Source organism: Glycomyces sp. L485 (genome assembly GCF_022548875.1).
In the GTDB taxonomy this organism is placed as follows: Bacteria; Actinomycetota; Actinomycetes; order Mycobacteriales; family Micromonosporaceae; genus Glycomyces.
On sequence record NZ_JAKZEW010000018.1, the window covers coordinates 41,367 to 58,397 of the forward strand.

Consider the following 17,031-nt stretch of genomic DNA (forward strand, 5'->3'; position numbering starts at 1 on the left):
GTCAGGAGAAAATATGATCAAAAGTCCGTTTATAGGTCGACACCTCGAACTCAAGACGCTGCGGCGCCGGATCGAGGAGATCGAACGCCTCGGCGATGGACTCGCCGTGGCGATACGCGGACGTCGCCAGGTGGGGAAATCGCGTCTCGTGGAGCACTTCTGCCAGACCTCCGGCATTCCACACGCCTTCTTCCAGGCGGACCAGGGAAACAGTCCGGTCCAGTCGATGATCGATCTCCTCGATGCCGTCCGTGACTCCGACCTACCCGGAGCCGACGACTTGCCGAGGGTCACCCCGAACAGCTGGCATGAGACCTTCCGGCTTCTGTCGCTCGCCATCCCCGACGATGTTCCTTCCATCCTCGTCATCGACGAGCTACCTTGGCTGTTTCAACAAGACTCCCGCTTGGAGGGGGTGCTCCAGACCGAATGGGATCGCCGACTCAAGAACAAACCACTGCTCCTCGTGCTCGTCGGAAGCGACCTGCACATGATGAAGGCATTCCTCGGTTACGATCGGCCGTTCTACGGCCGAGCCGATTCCATGGTGGTCCAGCCGCTGAATCCCATGGAGGTCGGGACGATCACCGAGCTGACCGGCTCGGATGCGCTCGACGCGCATCTCATCACCGGAGGATTCCCTGGACTCTGCAGGACGTGGACCCCAGGGACGGCACCTGAGGACTACGTCGCCGATCAGTGCGAATTCCCTGAGAGCCCGCTGTTCACGATCGGCGCCCAAATGGTCTCCTCTGAATTCCCCTCCCCTGATCAGACCCGCCGGGTGCTCACCGCCATCGGTCACGGGTCGCGGACTTTCAAGAACATCGCCACCGCTGCCGGAGCGGGACCGGCCAGCCCGGTGAGTTCGGGCTCGCTGACACCGGTCCTGCATCGGCTGGTCGAGAAAGGGGCCGTCGCCGCGGACGAGCCGGTCTCAACGGTACGCAGCAACGCCGGACGTCTCTACCGCATCGCCGACAGCTACCTTCGGCTCTATCTGTCCACGCTCGTCGACTCCCACGCCGACGCTCGGCGCGGCCGTTCCGATCTCGCCTTCGGCCGGTTCCAGCGCCAGTGGCGCAGTTGGAGAGGCCGGGCCATCGAGCCGCTGGTGCGGGAGGCGTTGGTTCGGGCCGGCGCAGATGACGGATTCCCTTGGCCGGCGGCCACTCATGTCGGCGGGTGGTGGCCCCGGAATTTCGACCCGGAGATCGACCTCGTAGGAGTCGACAGGGAGTCGGGCGCCAATCAGGTCTTCTACACTGGATCTGTCAAGTGGCTCGGCACACCGTTCGGCCGCCTCGACTTCGCCGAACTCATGAAGGGTTCGGCCAGGGTCCCCGGCGCCGAGCCAGGCGCAACCGGACTGGCGGTGGTCAGCCTCTCCGGTGTGGAAGACGGCGTCGCCGCTGACCTGGTGTGGGGCGCCGAACAAGTGCTGGCGGCTTGGACCACCTAGCAGCGGATCAATTGGTTGCGCGCGCGTGCTGGTCCTGGCGCTGGGCCCGGTCGCCGGAGCCCTCGTCTACCGCGCGGCGTTCCGCGGTGGGCAGCCGACGGGCCCGGCACCGGAGACAGTCGGGTCGGAGTCACTGGAGGCGAATCAGTCGATGGTGCGGCGGCCCAGGGCACGGACCAAGCCTCCCAGGACGAGATAGGCCAGCGCGGCGAGGCCGTAGTCGATGAGCGCCTGGAGCTTGGCGTTGTCCACGGTGAACATGTCGTGGAACAGCCAGGCGAACCAGTCGGCGATCGCTCCGATGAAGTCCACCAGCGGGTTCGCAGGGTTGGCGTCCAGGAGGACCAGGAGCAGGTAGACCAGGATGATCGTCGCGATGACGGCGAAGATCACCGTCAGGATCTGGACTGCCATCGGGTAGTAGCGAGTGCGGTGCAAGACCATTGTCGTCTCCTCAAGGTCATGCGCGGGGGAATCGACCGGTCCGCCTGAGGATCGCGCGGCGGCCGATCGTCCATTGTCTGCATGTGAGGTGTACCCCCTGGTATCGATGCTAATCACTGTTTCGCCGCTTTCGACACCAAGGACCGAGAGCGACGCCGGACACATCGCGTGGGCGAGGCGGCCCCGCTGCCTGCGGCGGCGCGGCAGGATAGGGGTATGACCGCTACTCTCGTGCTGCTTCGCCACGGCGAAAGCGAATGGAATGCCAAGAACCTGTTCACCGGCTGGGTCGACGTCAAGCTCACCGCCGCCGGCGAGGAGGAGGCCCGCCGCGGCGGGCAGCTCCTTGCCGAGGCCGACCTGCTTCCCGACGTCGTCCACACCTCGGTGCTGCGCCGCGCCATCAACTCCGCCGAGCTCGCCCTCTCCGAGGCCGGCCGCTCCTGGATCCCCGTCAAGCGCCACTGGCGGCTCAACGAGCGCCACTACGGCGCCCTTCAGGGCAAGAACAAGGCCGAGACGCTCGCCGAGTTCGGCGAGGAGCAGTTCACGACCTGGCGCCGCTCCTACGACACCCCGCCGCCGCCCATCGAGGCCGACTCGGAGTTCTCGCAGGCCCACGACCCGCGCTATGCCGATCTCGCGCCCGAGATCCGGCCCGAGACCGAGTGCCTCAAGGACGTGCTCGAGCGGATGCTCCCGTACTGGTACGACGGCATCGTCCCCGACCTCAAGGCCGGCCGGACCGTGCTGGTCGCCGCGCACGGCAACTCGCTGCGCGCGCTGGTCAAGCACCTCGACGGCGTCTCGGACGAGGACATCGTCGGCCTGAACATCCCCACGGGCATGCCGCTGCGCTACGAGCTCGACGAGGAGACGCTCAAGCCGACCGTCCCCGGCGGCGAGTACCTCGACCCCGAGGCCGCCGCCGCGGCCGCCGCGGCCGTCGCCGCCCAGGGCAAGAAGTAACCTGCTGTTTCCCTTCCGCGAAGGTTAACGGAGGGTGACTGCCTCATCGGCCCGGCGTTCGACGCCGGGCCGATTCGCGTTTAGGCTGGAATCGTGCCGAACAACGATGCGAGCCCTCGCCGGTCGAAACTCCGCAAGACCACCGCACGCGCGCTGGCGGGCCTGGCCGCCGGCGCGGCTTTCGGCGCCGCCTCGGCGGCGTTCGCGCTGGGCAAGGCCCGCAAGCCGTCGCCGCGCCACAGTGCGAGCGTCCCGCGTGACCGCAGGCCCTGGGCGGCGGCGATCGACCTGCTGCGCACCGGCGTGTGCCTGGTCGACGAGGCCAATCGAGTCCTGTACGCCAACGTCGCGGCCCGCGACCTGGGCCTGGTCGACGACGCCGAGATCACGTCGTTGACGCTGCGGGCGCTGCTGGCCCAGGCCAGGCGCTCGGGCCGCTTCCGCGACGCGGAGCTGGACGTCACTCCCCCGGGGATGGGTGAGCCTTCGGCGGTGCGGGCGCGCATCACTCCGCTGGCCGACGGCATCGCTGTGGTCGAGCTCCAGGACATCTCCGAGCTGCACCGCGTCGAGCGGGTGCGGCGCGACTTCGTGGCGAACATCAGCCACGAGCTCAAGACTCCGGTCGGGGCGATGCAGATCCTGGCCGAGGCGCTCAAGGACGCCTCCGAGGACCCCGACGCGGCGGCCCGCTTCGCCGACCGCATCCAGACCGAGTCGGCGCGCATGAGTCATCTCATCAGCGATCTGCTGGAGCTCTCGCGCCTCCAGGGCGCCGAGAAGCTGCCCGACCCCGAGCCGGTGTCGGTCGACCGGATCATCGCCGAGGCCTTCGACCAGACGCGGATCGCCGCCGAGAAGAAGGACATCGAGCTCAAGGTGAACGGCGTCTGGGGGCTCGAAGTGCTCGGTTCGGAGTCGCAGTTGGTGACGGCGATGAAGAATCTCGTGGACAACGCCATCGCGTATTCACCCGAGGGCACGTCGGTCGAGGTGACGACGTCGCTGTGCCGGCCGAGCGGCTCGGTGGCCAAGTCGCAGACGGTCTGCGTCGGTGTGCGCGACGAGGGGATCGGCATTGCGCCGGAGGAGCTGGACCGGATCTTCGAGCGGTTCTACCGGGTCGACGCGGCCCGTTCGCGAGCCACTGGCGGCACCGGTCTCGGATTGGCTATCGTCAAACACGTCGCGGTGAATCACGGGGGTCGTGTAGAGGTGTCCAGTATGCCCGATACTGGTTCAGTGTTTACCTTGATGTTGCCTGCGCGTTCCCTACCGGCCGACACCAAGGCACCGGAGCCGGTTGAAATCAACAAATCCGACGAAGTCTGCTAGGGAAGGTTGACCCGTGACCCGCGTGCTCGTAGTTGAAGACGAGGAATCGTTCTCCGACGCCCTGTCCTACATGCTTCGCAAGGAGGGCTTCGAGGTGTCCGTCGCCGCCGACGGCGACGCCGCCATCAAGGAGTACGAGCGCACCGGCGCGGACGTGGTCCTGCTCGACCTCATGCTTCCCGAGAAGTCCGGGACCGAGGTGTGCCGGGAGCTGCGGGCGAACTCGAACGTACCGATCATCATGGTCACCGCACGGGACTCGGAAGTGGATAAAGTGGTGGGTCTGGAGCTGGGCGCCGACGACTACATCACCAAGCCGTACTCCTCGCGCGAGCTTGTCGCGCGCATCCGGGCGGTCCTGCGCCGCTCGGCCGAGCCCGACGACCCGATCGTGACCGTCCTGGAGGCCGGACCGGTCCGCATGGACGTCGACCGGCACACCGTCTCGGTCGGCGGCGGCGACGTCCAGCTGCCGCTCAAGGAGTTCGAGCTGCTGGAGATGCTGCTGCGCAACGCGGGGAGGGTCCTCACCCGCGGCCAGCTCATCGACCGCGTCTGGGGGGCCAACTACGTCGGCGACACCAAGACCCTCGACGTCCACGTCAAGCGCCTGCGCTCCAAGATCGAGCCCGAGCCGGGCAAACCGAGGCACCTGGTGACAGTCCGGGGGCTCGGCTACAAGTTCGATCCGCACGCCTGATGCGGATACGCTGTCGGTCGTGAACTACCTTCCCGCGGACGACCGCTACGAGTCCATGCCGTACCGCCGCTCGGGGCGCAGCGGCCTGAAGCTGCCCGCCATCTCGCTCGGCCTGTGGCAGAACTTCGGGCACACCCGGCCCTTCGAGACCCAGCGCGACATCCTGCGCCGGGCGTTCGACCTGGGGGTGACGCATTTCGACCTGGCGAACAACTACGGGCCGCCCTACGGCTCGGCCGAGGAGAACCTCGGCCGCCACATGGCCGCCGACTTCCGGCCGTTCCGCGACCAGCTGGTGATCTCCTCCAAGGCCGGCTACGACATGTGGCCCGGCCCCTACGGCGACCACGGCTCGCGCAAGTACCTCGTCGCCTCGCTCGACCAGTCGCTCGCGCGGATGGGCTTGGACTACGTCGACATCTTCTACCACCACCGGCCCGACCCGGGCACACCGCTCGAGGAGACCATGGGTGCGCTCGACTCGATCGTGCGCTCGGGCAAGGCCCTGTACGTCGGCGTCTCGAATTACAACGCCGAGCAGGTGCGCGAGGCCGCGGCGATCCTGGCAGACCTCGGGACCCCTCTGCTCATCGACCAGCCGTCGTACTCGATGTTCAACCGCTGGACCGAGCGCGACGGGCTCCTCGACGCCCTCGAAGAGGTCGGCGCCGGGTGCATCGCGTTCAGCCCCTTGGCTCAAGGACTGCTCACGAACCGCTATCTCGACGGGATCCCCGAGGGTTCGCGGATGGACACCAACGTCTGGCTCAAGGACCGCCTCGACGAGGCCGCGCTCGCGCGCATCAAGGGCCTGAACGCGGTCGCGGCCGGCCGCGACCAGTCGCTGGCCCAGACCGCTCTGGCCTGGGCGCTGCGCGATGAGCGCATGACCAGCGTCATCATCGGGGCCAGCAGCGTCGCTCAGCTCGAGGACAATGTCGGCGCCGTCGCCGGCCTCGAATTCGGCGACGACGAACTCGCCGCGATCGACGAGTTCGCCGTCGGATAGCGACGGCGGCCGCGTGCGGCGCGGACGCCACAGGCGCCTGCGGGCACGAGGAAAGCCCGCGGGGTCCCGCGGGCTTTCGTGCTCACTTGATCTTGATCTTCTTGTGGCCCGGAGACGTCGTCTTCGGGATGGTGAGGCACAGCACGCCGTGCTCCAGCACGGCGCTGGACTTGTCCGCGTCGACGCCGTGCGGCAGGCGCACGGCGTACTCGAACTGGCCGCTGCGCCGAGTCGAGTGGCGGGCATTGCCCTCCATGTGCGACTCTCTGCGGTACTCGCCGCTCACGGTGAGCTCCTGGCCTTCCATCTCGATCGCGATCTCGTCGCGATCGACGCCTGGAACCTCGATGTCGACGTGGTACTCCTTGTCGTTCTCGCTCACGTCCGCCAGCGGCGTCCACGCCTGCTCGGTGACGTCCATGGACGGCAAGAACGAACCCATCATGCGGTTCATGTAGGCCGGGAAGTCGTCGAAGTAGGAGATCGGTTCCACCCGCTCCGTCGACCCTCTCCTGGCCGGCAGCCTTGCCATAGATCCTCCCAGTGGTCTCGAATCGCGCTTTCAGCGCCGATGCTATGGCGAAAATCCTTCACGCAAGTCCGATTCCCCGAATGAGCCGAGATCGACGCCAAGCCTCGAGCCGCGGTGCGCGAAGCCGCTCCGTGACAAGCCGACATGCAAGTCGTCCTCGGGAAGGAGACGGGTGTGAAGGGAATCCTTCGCTTGGGGGACGTGCGGGCCCTGCCGTCACTTTAGGGTGAATACATGCTCGAAATACAGGACCTCAAGAAGAGGTTCGGCGACACCGTTGCCCTCGACGGGGTGTCGCTGTCCGCCGAACCCGGTGAAGTGGTCGGATTCGTCGGCGCCAACGGCGCCGGCAAGACCACCACCATGCGCATCGCCATGGGCGTGCTCGCCACCGACGAGGGCCGGGCCCTGTGGAACGGCTCGCCCCTACTCCCCGGAAAGACCGTCCGCGTCGGATACATGCCCGAAGAACGCGGCCTCTACCCCAAGATGAAGGTCGGCGAGCAGATCGCCTACTTCGGCGAACTCCACGGCATGAGCCGCGCCGAAGCGAAGCGGTCCAGCGCCGACCTGCTCGAACAGCTCGATCTCACCGACCGCGCCGACGACCACGTCCAGGACCTGTCGCTGGGCAACCAGCAGCGCGTCCAGCTCGCCGTCTCCCTCGTCCACGACCCCGAACTGCTCATCCTCGACGAGCCGTTCTCCGGCCTCGACCCCCTCGCCGTCGACGTCATGGGCACCGCCCTCAAGCAGCGGGCCGTGGACGGCGCCCCCGTCCTGTTCTCCAGCCACCAGCTCGACCTCATCGAGCGGCTCTGCGACTCCGTGGCCATCATCGCCTCCGGGCGCATCATCGCCTCCGGCACCGTCACCGAGCTCAAGAAGCGCGAGACCAGGCAGCTGCGCGTCAGCGTCGAGACCGCCGAGGACCTGACCGCGGCCCTCCCCGGGACCGTCGTGCGCGACGGCGACGACTACCTCGTCGAAGACGCCGACGACCAGGCCGTACTCCAGGCCGCCATGGGCGCGGGCCGCGTCACGCACTTCGCCTACGACCAGCCCACCATCGCCGAGATCTTCCGAGAGGCGGTCGCCCGATGAGCCCCAAGAACACCGAGACGTCGAACCTGCGCGGCCTCTGGCTCGTCGCCGGCCGCGAGATCCGCGTGCGCGGCCTGTCCAAGGCCAACATCATCAGCGTCGCCGTCACCATCCTCGTCGTCGGCGTCCTCGCCGCCCTTCCGACGATCCTCTCCGGCGACGACACCACCAGGATCGGCCTCGCCGGCGATGAGGCCGCGGCGATGGAGCAGCAACTCGAGGCCAACCCCGACTACGAGCTCACCGTCTACGGATCCGTCGACGAAGCCGAAACGGCCGTCCGCGACGCAGAGGTCGACGCAGCCGTCGCAGACGGCAGGCTCTACGTCGAAAGCGGCGCCGACCGCGAACTCCGGGCCGTCCTCGAATCGGTCTACCAGTCCGCGGCGGTCCAGACGCGACTGGAGGACGCCGGACTCGACCAGAGCCAAATCCAGCAGGCGCTGGCCACCGAACCGCTGGAGACGGTCACCTTGTCGGACGCCGAAGTCGACAGCGCGCTAGACTACTTCACCGGCATGATCATCTCGGTCGTCATGTTCTTCATGCTCATGATGCCGGTGCAGTACATCGCGATGGGCGTCGTCGAGGAGAAGTCCAGCCGGATCGTGGAGATCCTGCTGACCAGCCTCAAGCCGTGGCAACTGCTGGGCGGCAAGGTCATCGGGCTCGGCGTGGTGGCGGCGGTGAACCTCGTCGCCATCATCGCCACCGGCCTCGGCGTCTCGGCCGCGACCGGACTCCTGCCCGACCTGCCGGAGGGGACGGCCACCGCGGCGCTGTCGACGCTCGGCTGGTGGGTGCTGGCGTTCGCGCTCTACGGCACGCTCGCCGGCGGCGTCGGGTCCCTCGTCTCGCGCCAGGAGGAGGCCGGGTCGGTGCTCGCACCGCTCACCACCGCGCTGATGATCGCCTATCTCGGCTCGATCTTCCTGCTCAACGCCCCCGACAGCTTGATCGCGCGGGGCCTGTCGATCGTGCCGCCGTTCTCGGCCATCGCGATGCCGACCCGCATGGCCGTCGCCGAGGCTCCGGTCTGGGAGGTGACCGTGTCGATCGGTCTGCTCGTGGTCAGCGCGCTCGGCGCGCTGGTCCTCGGCGCGACCCTCTACAAGCGCAGCATCCTGCACACCGGCTCGCGCTTGAAGTTCACCGACGCGCTCAGGCGCGCCGCATAGCGGACACCGCGGCGGCCCGGCTCCATCGGAGCCGGGCCGCCGCGGTGTCCGGGTACTACTCGACCAGGAAGAAGAAGTAGCCGAGGAAGACCACCATGAGGCCGTAGGTGATCGGGTGGACCTCTCTCCAGCGGCCCTTGGCGATCATGGTGATCGGGTAGAACAGCAGGCCTAGGGCGATGCCGTTCGCGATCGAGTAGGTCAGCGGCATCGCGACGACCGTGATGAACGCCGGAATGGCGTATTCGAGCTTGGCCCAGTCGATGCCGCCGAGCTGCTTGGCCATGAGCACGCCCACGATGATGAGCGCCGGGGCGGTGACCTCGCCGTAGCCCGCCACCAGTGTGAACACCGGGAAGGCGAACAGCGAGATCAGGAACCAGAAGGCGGTGGTGACCGCGGTCAGCCCGGTGCGCCCGCCCACCGACACTCCCGCCGAGGACTCGATGTACGAAGTCGTCGTGGAGGTGCCGAGCACGGCGCCGCCCATCGTGGCGATCGAGTCGGCCGCCAGCGCGCGGCCGGCGCGAGGGAGCTTGCCGTCCTTGAGCATCCCCGCCTGTCCGGCGACGGCGAACAGAGTCCCGGCGGTGTCGAAGAAGTCGACGAACAGCATCGTGAGGACGACGATGATCATCTTCGTCGTGAAGGCGTCGTCGATGCCGGAGAAGACCGCGCCGAAGGCGTCGAGATTCGGCGAGGAGTCCGGGAGCTCCAGCGGGATGTGGCCGGTGGCGACACCGAGGACGAGGGTCGCGAGCATCCCGTACAGGACCCCGCCCTTCCAGCCGAGGATCAGGAAGACGGCGGTGGCGACCAGGCCGAACAGCGTCAGCAGGACCGGCGCGGAGGTGAAGTCGCCGAGGGCGACGAGGGTTGCGCCGTCGCCTGTGACGATCCCTCCGCCCTGGAGTCCGATGAAGGCGATGAACAGGCCGATGCCGGCCCCGGTGGCCAGTTTCAACTGCGCCGGAATGGCGTTGATGATCGTCTCGCGTACACCGGTGACCGCGAGGACGAAGAAGATGAGGCCGGAGACGAAGGTGCCGACAAGGGCGGTCTGCCAAGGGATTCCCATGGTGAGCACGACGCTGAAGGCGAAGAACGCGTTCAGGCCCATGCCGGGTGCGAGCGCGATCGGATAGCGGGCCCACAGGCCCATGACCAGGCACCCGAGCGCGGCGGCGAGAGCTGTCGCGGTGAAGATCGAGCCGGGGTCGGGGACGAGCCCGGTGGCGAAGCCCGCGTCGACATCGCCCTCGCCGAGCGCCTCGGCGAGACCGAAGCTGAGGATTCCGGGGTTGGCGGCCAGGATGTAGGCCATCGCCAGGAAGGTGGTGGTGCCGGCGAGGATTTCGCGTTTCCAGGAAGTCCGGTTCTCGCTGAGGCGGAAGTAGCGGTCGAGCGCGCCCTGTGCGGGACGCGACTTCTCTTCGGTTGCCATAGGCGGGCATCTCCTTGAAAGGTGCTTTGGATGCCGGGCAGCTGGCACCTCGGGAGCGGTGGATGATCGGATTCGGCGATGAATCTGCCGGTAATCTACCGTGTTCGCGGCGGAATGGCGAGTGCCCCTTGGTTGGGTGCGAGGCGATCTGAGACGAAATGACGCCCCGGAACCAGGGGGGCGGTTCCGGGGCGTCTTGGGCCGAGCCCCCGGTGGCAGGATTCCGGGGGCTCGACAAGGACCGCACCGTCAAGCAGCGGGCGGTAGTCCTGGGGATGTCTTCCCTGAGACAGTTGCTAAACGCGGGAGCGCTTCACTCGGTTGCATAACGTTTCGGTAACGGCCGCAGGGATTCGTGAAACCCCTGCTACCAGTCCTGTGCGGCCTGACGACGACGCATGACGAGGAACAGGACGGCACCGGCACCGGCCAGCGCGGCGGCCGCGACCAGGGTGACGGTCAGCGGGCTGCCGGTCGTGGGCAGCGTGGCGGTCGGCGTGGTCGAGGCTTCGCCGGGGCTGGTCTCGTCGTCGCCGGGGGAAGTGGTCTCTTCGCCGGGCGTCTCGGACTCCTCGGGCGTGGGCGAGGTCTCGACGTCGGTGGGCTCGCCGGGGCAGGCGTGCGTGACGTTGAAGAACTTCGCCGAGGTCTCCGCCTCGGCGTCGGCGTCGAGCAGGATCCAGCCGGCAGGCAGGCCGATGTATGCATGCTTGTAGTTCGGGTCGCTTGGCTTGCCGGTGGGGACGAGCTCGGCGTCAACCGTCGTCGTGGAACCTTCACCATCGCTGAATGTAGCGGTCACTGAGACGAAGTCCCCGTTGTCGGGCAGGACGAAGACCCATCCGTCGAAGTCGGCGGGTTTGTCGGCCGGGATGTGCTCGTCCTCGCCGCAGAGCTGCTCGAACTCTTCGGAGTCCGCGGTCTGGTCCTTGTGGGCTTCGTTGAGGGGGATGGTGTGGTCGTCGGCCTCCGCGGCGGTGGCCAACATCAGGGTTCCTGCCACTCCGACCGCTCCTGCTGCGGCCAGCGTTCCGAGCCTCTTGAAGGGTTGCTTGATTTTCACGTTTGGGTTCTCCGTTATCGATCTGCCGTTGGATCAAACGTGCCGGGTTCGATGTGGGCAGTATGTGAACGCGAGAGAGACACATGAGGTTGCATTGCGTTTGAATAACGAGCTGTTCGGATGATGGGGAGTGGTCCGCCCGGTGCGCCCGGAGGGCTCCGGAGTGAAATCCTTGAGGCATGTCGGACGACCTGAAACTGACCTATGACGGCGCCCCGCGGGCCTGGCACGAGGGACTGCCGATCGGCAACGGCCGCATCGGCGCGATGCTCGTCGGACCCCGGATCACTCTGAACGAAGACGGATTCTGGTCGGGCACGGGAGATTGGGCCGTGCCAGCAGGGGTCGCGGGCATCGCCGCCGAGGCCGCAGAGGCGGTTCGCCGAGGCGACCACTTCGCCGCCGACCAGCTGCTGACCCGGATGCAGGGCGCGAACGTGCAGGCGTACCAGCCTGCCGGGGCGCTGCGCATCGTCCACTCAGACGACGCCGAACCCGAACGGCGCGAACTGGATCTGCACGACGGCGTCGCCACCGTGGAGCGGGGGCGGGTGCGCTGCGAGGCGCTGGCCTCGGAGCGTTTCGGGGTGCTGGCGCTGCGCTGGAGCGCGGACGAGGCGTTCGAGCTGTCACTGGACTTCGAATGGCCGCACCGCAGCGGCTCGACGCTCGCCGACTTCGACGAGTTCACCTTCACCGGCCACGCGCCCCGCAGCGTCGCCGACGGCGTGCCGGACTATTCCGATCAGACCGGGACGCTCGGCATCTGCCTGAACGCGCAGCTGCGCTGCGACGGCGATCTGGCGCCCCGGGACGGCGGCTACCGGTTCACCGGCTGCCGCGAAGCCGTGGTGTTCTTGGCGATGCGCTCCGGGATCGACGCGAATGAATTGCTGCCGACCGTGCAGCGCGAGTCGCGCCACGCCGCCGCGAACGGCTGGAAGACCGTCTTCGACGACCACGTCGCGGCGCACCGCGAGGTCATGGACCGGGTGCGGCTCACCATCGACGGCGGTTCCCCGACGGCGGCGACGGACGAACGGCTGCGGCGGCGCGCGGCCGGGGAGGCCGACGAGGCGCTCGGGGTTCTGGCCTTCCAGTTCGGCCGGTATCTCCTGGCCGCGTCGTCGCGACCGGGCACGCAGGCGGCGAACCTCCAGGGCATCTGGAACGACGAGGTAACGCCGCCTTGGAGCTGCGACTACACGACCAACATCAATGTGGAGATGAACTACTGGCCGGCCGAGACGTGCGCGCTGCCGGAGTTCCACGGGCCTCTGTTCGACCTCGTCGACGACTTGGCGCGCACCGGGACCGGGACCGCGCGGGAGCTCTACGGCGCCAGCGGCTGGTGCTGCCACCACAACACCGACTTCTGGCGGCTGACCACGCCGGTCGGAGACAGGTCGTGCTGGGCGGCCTGGCCGATGGCGGGCCTGTGGCTGTGCATGCACCTCGCCGAGCACTGGCGGTTCTCGCGCGACGAGGAGTTCCTCGCCGACCGATTCCCGGTCGTCCTCGGCGCCGCGCGGTTCGCGCTCGACCGGCTCAGCGAAGGCGCGGACGGACGGCTCGTGACGAGTCCGGCGTCGAGCCCGGAGAACGAGTTCGTCACGCCGGAGGGCAACTCGGCGATCGACGAGACGACGGCGATGGACGCGACGCTCGTGCGCGAGCTGTTCGAGTTCGTGCTCGAAGCCGCCGACGTCGTGGCCGAGACCGTCCACGGCGAGAGCCTCGCCGTGGTCGCCGAGGTCAAGGAAGCGCTGCCGCGCCTGACCGAGGTGAAGATCGGCGCGGACGGCCGGGTCCTGGAGTGGGCCGACGAACGCGAGGAGGCCGAGGTGCACCACCGGCACGTCTCGCACCTGTACGGGCTCTACCCGGGCACGTCGTTCGCGGACTCGCCTGAGCTGCAGGAGGCGGCGAAGCGGAGCCTGGAGGCTCGCGGCGACGCCGGGACCGGGTGGTCGCTGGCGTGGAAGACGGCACTGTGGGCGCGGCTTCGCGACGGCGACCGGGCGCACGCGCTGCTCGGGGAGTTCCTCACGCCGGTCGGCTTCCGCACGTCCGAAGTGGAGTACGCCGACGGCGGGGTCTACGCGTCGCTGTTGTGCGCGCACCCGCCGTTCCAGATCGACGGCAACTTCGGGACGACCGCCGCGATCGCCGAGATGCTCGTGCAGTCGCACCGCTCGAAGGACGGCGTGCCGCTCATCGAGCTGCTGCCGGCGCTGCCGAGCGCCTGGCCGGACGGTGCGGTCGAAGGGCTGCGGGCCCGCGGCGGCGTCACCGTCCGGCGGCTGTGCTGGGCCGCGGGCGAAGTCACCGAACTCGAACTCGAGGCCACGGCTCTGGCCCGCGTACGGGTGGCCGTGCCCGGCTCTGACGAACGCGAGGTGCGGCTGGACGCCGGGGAGCGCTGGAGCCTCTGATACGCGAAAGGGCGGCCGGGACCCTCTGAGGGTCCCGGCCGTTGGGTATGAACGGTATGAAGATCTGTTCTCGGGTCAGCAGGCGGTCGTTGTCTCGTGCCCGAACACCGTGACGCCGCATACGCTCCAATGGAAGGCGCCGGTGGCGTCCACGTTCACCAGTGAGACCCCGCTGTCGGATCCCACCGGTTCACGCTCGTCGCTGACGGAATTGTCGCAATCCTGAACGCCGCCGGAGGAACCGACAGAGACCCCGCACACCTTCCAGCGGGCGAAGTTCCTCAGGTCGACGTCGGCCACCGGCGACATGCCACCGGGGGCCTCCGAGACCTCGGGCACTTCCCGGTCGAACGCCTCGGGACCGGTTCGGCCGCTGTCGAAGACGCTGCGGCAGGCCGGATCGACGGCCGGACCTGCGGACTCCTCGCCGCACAGCTCCGACACCGGCGTCGGGCCCGTCTCCACTGACGCGACCGTCAGCCAATCGGGCGTCGAGGCCGCGGCCGAGGCTGGGACGACCGCGGCGGCCGCGAGTCCAACCGCGGCAACAATCTTGTATCGCATGGATCTCTGACCTAACAGAACTGGTTCCCGACTCGGACGGCGAATGCGGACGCTAGAAGTCGCCTTGGTCGACGCCCTTGGACGGCTTGCCGGGGCCGTCGTTCTGCTCAGCGTTGGCGCAGTCCTGGCCGTCCACCTGGGTGAGCACGTTCTGGCCGCAGATCTGCCACTGCGCGGCGTCCGATCCGTCCGCGTTGATCAGCGACAGGTCGCCCGCGTCGGTGCCCGAGCCGCTGCCCGCGCCGTCGGAGTTGTCGCAGTCCTGGCCGTTCGGCTGAGCCAGAACGTTCTGGCCGCAGACCTGCCAGTGCGCGGCGTCGGATGCGTCCAGGTTCACCAGGCTGAGATCGCCGGCGTCGACACCGGAACCGTCGCCGCCGTCCGAGCCCGAGTTGTCGCAGTCCTGGCCGCCGGGCTGCGCCAGCACGTTCTGACCGCAGACCTGCAGCTGAGCGGCGTCGGAAGCGTCCAGGTTCACCAGGCTGAGATCGCCCGGGGAGACCTGGGCCATGGCGGGCGCGGCGCCTCCGAGAGCGGCGATGCCGGCGGCCGCGAAGGCGGCAGCGGTGGTGGTCTTGATCATGGTGTTCATGTTCCTTTCGTTTCTTTGTCTGTGCGGGCCGAGATCCGACCCGCCTAGTGGTCGTTGCGAGCGGCCGTATGGCACCGCTCTTAGTCGTTGGCGCACATCTGGTTGAGCAGCGGCGAGACGCCGACGTTCTGGCCGCAGACCTGCCAGTGCGCCGCGCCGGAGGCATCGGCGTTGATCAGCGACAGGGCGCCCGCGTCGACACCCGAGTCATCGGTGCCCTGGTCACTGTTGTCGCAGTCCTGCCCGTAGGGCTGGGCGAGCACGTTCTGGCCGCAGACCTGCCAATGCGCCGCGTCGGAGGCATTGACGTTGACGAGGCTGAGGTCGCCGGCGGCGACGCCCGCGTCCTGAGCGGCGATGGCCGGTCCGGCGGCGCCCACGGCGGCGATGCCGGCGGCAGCTGCGATGACAATGGACTTACGCATGTTCGTCCTCCTGGTTCGATGAAGTCTCAGTCGGTTCGACGGGGCGGGCCTCAGCGCGACCCGCCCCGACAGGTCGTGCGGTACGGCTAGTTGCCGTTGTCGCACTGCTGGTCGAGCAGCGGCGAGACGCCGACGTTCTGGCCGCAGACCTGCCAGTGCGCCGCGCCGGAGCCGTCGGCGTTGATCAGCGACAGGGCGCCCGCGTCGACACCCGAGTCCGAAGCCGAGCCGCCGTTGTTGTCGCAGTCCTGGCCGTTCGGCTGGGCCAGAACGTTCTGGCCGCAGACCTGCCACTGCGCCGCGTCAGAGGCGTCGACGTTTACCAGGCTGAGATCGCCCGCGTCGACACCCGACTCGGCGGCGACGGCGGGAGCGGCTGCGCCGATGGCGGCGATGCCGGCGGCGGCTGCGACGGTGAGAACCTTGCGCATGATGCTTTTCGTTTCCTTCTTGGTTGTGCGCCCGAGAGTTCGGGCGTCTTCCTTTTTGGATTCGGCGGACTTCATGTGAAGGCAGCCGGTGTGGGCCTTACCGCGCGTCGGCGCGCCGGACACCGCCGAGGCGGAGGCCTCGCACGATGCAACCGAGTGGGATCGAACAGCACTGCCAGTGCGCTGCGGGCTCCCCGCGCCGACGCGCGGAGGCGCTAGTCCGGGGCGACGGACAGCTCGGCGGCGCGGTCCATTGGCCACCCCGATTCCCTGATCACCGCTCGGGCGAACGACACCTGTTCGCCTGCGGTGGCCGGGGAGACGTCGACGGCGGCGTTGCCGCCGTCCACACTGATACCGGCGGTCGAGCCAGCGGCTCCACCGGGGATGATCTTCAGGTCAGGCATCGCGGGTCCGTGATCGCTCCACGGTCGCGCGACCTTGGCGCCCAGTGCGCGCAGCACCTTGTCGTCCGCAGCCGTCTCCTGCGCCTCGGCCGAGGCGGCAGTGCACTCGAGGTCGGCGGCCGACCGGTCGTATGACACTCCTTGCTGGAGTGCCGCCGCCACCTCGGTGGAGTCGGATACCTGCTGGAGCGAGGTGAGGCTCGGCTGTCCTTGGCCGGAGGCGAGGACGCTCCCGGGAAGCGTCGCGTCGCGCGGCGGCACAAGGCCATCGGTCACCAGTCGCGCCAGCGCATTGACCTCTTCGGTCGCGGGCGCGACAGTCTCGTAGACACCGGACACCACTTCGTCGGGACGCTCCAGGACGGAGGACGTTTCCTTGACCAGGGATCCCAACAGCGGTGTCGCTACTCCAGCGGCACTGTCTCCGACGGACATGCCGTTCGACAGGTCGGTGCGCGCTTCGTCGTGCAGTGCAGTCTGCACGGATTCCACCGGCTCTTCCACCAACGAGCCCACCGGTTCGGTCAGACCCGACACCAGCCCCGGTGACGTCCCCTCGTCCGCCGGTGTCCGATGTCCCTGCTGGTTTTGCGGGACCAGTCGCGCGGCCAGGCGCGACATGTCGGACACTTCGGCGGTGAGCGGATCGGTCAGCGCGGCAAGGCCTGTCGTCTCGGCGGTCTCGTCCGATGCCCAAGCGATGGTCGCCATGCTCAAGGCCCCCAGAAGGAGGGAACCGAATGCTCCGAGCGCGGCGCCGAGGAGGAGCCGGGGCACGCCGAGGCGGCGAGTGATCTCACAGCCCCGCATGATGAGTCCCATGCTCTTCCTCCTCGTCCTGAACCTGAGCGCGAGCGGCTTGCCGCTCGCACTTAGAAGAACGAATGTGGCGGAATCGGGGATACGGGGCTGTCGAGATTTTCTAGTCCGAATTTGG

17 protein-coding genes are annotated in these 17,031 nt (G+C 68.2%); 8 read left to right on the forward strand and 9 right to left on the reverse strand.

The annotated features are described in order from the left end of the window. The first annotated feature begins 13 nt into the window (after positions 1-13). Positions 14-1,462: an ATP-binding protein gene (locus L0U85_RS11040; RefSeq protein ID WP_241377813.1), complete on the forward strand. Its 1,449-nt coding sequence runs from the start codon at positions 14-16 to the stop codon at positions 1,460-1,462. 144 nt (positions 1,463-1,606) lie between these two features. Here L0U85_RS11040 and L0U85_RS11045 read toward each other — a convergent pair whose 3' ends face one another. Next, positions 1,607-1,906: a hypothetical protein gene (locus tag L0U85_RS11045; RefSeq protein ID WP_241377814.1), complete on the reverse strand. Its 300-nt coding sequence runs from the start codon at positions 1,904-1,906 to the stop codon at positions 1,607-1,609. 216 nt (positions 1,907-2,122) lie between these two features. Between L0U85_RS11045 and L0U85_RS11050 the strand changes: the two genes are divergently transcribed. The 4 genes from L0U85_RS11050 to mgrA all read left to right on the forward strand — a co-directional run bounded on the left by L0U85_RS11050 (position 2,123) and on the right by mgrA (position 5,919). Next, positions 2,123-2,875, forward strand: coding sequence for a phosphoglyceromutase (locus tag L0U85_RS11050; RefSeq protein WP_241377815.1), 753 nt, complete (start codon positions 2,123-2,125; stop codon positions 2,873-2,875). 93 nt (positions 2,876-2,968) lie between these two features. Further along, positions 2,969-4,210: an ATP-binding protein gene (locus tag L0U85_RS11055; protein ID WP_241377816.1), complete on the forward strand. Its 1,242-nt coding sequence runs from the start codon at positions 2,969-2,971 to the stop codon at positions 4,208-4,210. A 13-nt stretch (positions 4,211-4,223) separates the two neighbouring features. Then, on the forward strand, positions 4,224-4,910 hold the full coding sequence (locus L0U85_RS21310) for a response regulator transcription factor (RefSeq protein WP_026932309.1): 687 nt from the start codon (positions 4,224-4,226) through the stop codon (positions 4,908-4,910). A gap of 19 nt (positions 4,911-4,929) precedes the next feature. Next, on the forward strand, positions 4,930-5,919 hold the full coding sequence (mgrA, locus tag L0U85_RS11065) for an L-glyceraldehyde 3-phosphate reductase (protein ID WP_347177419.1): 990 nt from the start codon (positions 4,930-4,932) through the stop codon (positions 5,917-5,919). An 82-nt stretch (positions 5,920-6,001) separates the two neighbouring features. On the opposite strand, the gene L0U85_RS11070 is transcribed toward mgrA, so the two are convergent. Continuing rightward, positions 6,002-6,451: an Hsp20/alpha crystallin family protein gene (locus L0U85_RS11070; protein WP_241377817.1), complete on the reverse strand. Its 450-nt coding sequence runs from the start codon at positions 6,449-6,451 to the stop codon at positions 6,002-6,004. Positions 6,452-6,685: 234 nt separating this feature from the next. Here L0U85_RS11070 and L0U85_RS11075 point away from each other — a divergent pair, with 234 nt between their 5' ends. Further along, on the forward strand, positions 6,686-7,555 hold the full coding sequence (locus L0U85_RS11075) for an ATP-binding cassette domain-containing protein (RefSeq protein WP_241377818.1): 870 nt from the start codon (positions 6,686-6,688) through the stop codon (positions 7,553-7,555). Next, complete coding sequence (locus tag L0U85_RS11080; RefSeq protein ID WP_241377819.1) at positions 7,552-8,733, forward strand: ABC transporter permease; 1,182 nt, start codon at positions 7,552-7,554, stop codon at positions 8,731-8,733. Before L0U85_RS11075 ends, L0U85_RS11080 begins: the two co-directional genes overlap by 4 nt. A gap of 55 nt (positions 8,734-8,788) precedes the next feature. On the opposite strand, the gene L0U85_RS11085 is transcribed toward L0U85_RS11080, so the two are convergent. Both L0U85_RS11085 and L0U85_RS11090 read right to left on the reverse strand, forming a co-directional pair. Next, positions 8,789-10,177, reverse strand: coding sequence for an NCS2 family permease (locus L0U85_RS11085; RefSeq protein WP_241377820.1), 1,389 nt, complete (start codon positions 10,175-10,177; stop codon positions 8,789-8,791). Positions 10,178-10,544: 367 nt separating this feature from the next. Then, complete coding sequence (locus L0U85_RS11090) at positions 10,545-11,240, reverse strand: LPXTG cell wall anchor domain-containing protein (protein ID WP_241377821.1); 696 nt, start codon at positions 11,238-11,240, stop codon at positions 10,545-10,547. Between the two features lie 179 nt (positions 11,241-11,419). Between L0U85_RS11090 and L0U85_RS11095 the strand changes: the two genes are divergently transcribed. Beyond that, positions 11,420-13,675 (forward strand): glycoside hydrolase N-terminal domain-containing protein, encoded by a 2,256-nt coding sequence (locus tag L0U85_RS11095; RefSeq protein ID WP_241377822.1) that lies wholly within the window; start codon positions 11,420-11,422, stop codon positions 13,673-13,675. 75 nt (positions 13,676-13,750) lie between these two features. On the opposite strand, the gene L0U85_RS11100 is transcribed toward L0U85_RS11095, so the two are convergent. The 5 genes from L0U85_RS11100 to L0U85_RS11120 form a co-directional block, all read right to left on the reverse strand. After that, on the reverse strand, positions 13,751-14,239 hold the full coding sequence (locus L0U85_RS11100; protein ID WP_241377823.1) for a hypothetical protein: 489 nt from the start codon (positions 14,237-14,239) through the stop codon (positions 13,751-13,753). Between the two features lie 52 nt (positions 14,240-14,291). Continuing rightward, positions 14,292-14,831, reverse strand: coding sequence for a hypothetical protein (locus L0U85_RS11105; protein WP_241377824.1), 540 nt, complete (start codon positions 14,829-14,831; stop codon positions 14,292-14,294). Positions 14,832-14,911: 80 nt separating this feature from the next. After that, positions 14,912-15,256: a hypothetical protein gene (locus L0U85_RS11110; RefSeq protein WP_241377825.1), complete on the reverse strand. Its 345-nt coding sequence runs from the start codon at positions 15,254-15,256 to the stop codon at positions 14,912-14,914. A gap of 86 nt (positions 15,257-15,342) precedes the next feature. Beyond that, positions 15,343-15,687 (reverse strand): hypothetical protein, encoded by a 345-nt coding sequence (locus L0U85_RS11115; protein WP_241377826.1) that lies wholly within the window; start codon positions 15,685-15,687, stop codon positions 15,343-15,345. Positions 15,688-15,902: 215 nt separating this feature from the next. Then, positions 15,903-16,916 (reverse strand): hypothetical protein, encoded by a 1,014-nt coding sequence (locus L0U85_RS11120; protein WP_241377827.1) that lies wholly within the window; start codon positions 16,914-16,916, stop codon positions 15,903-15,905. Positions 16,917-17,031: the final 115 nt, after the last annotated feature.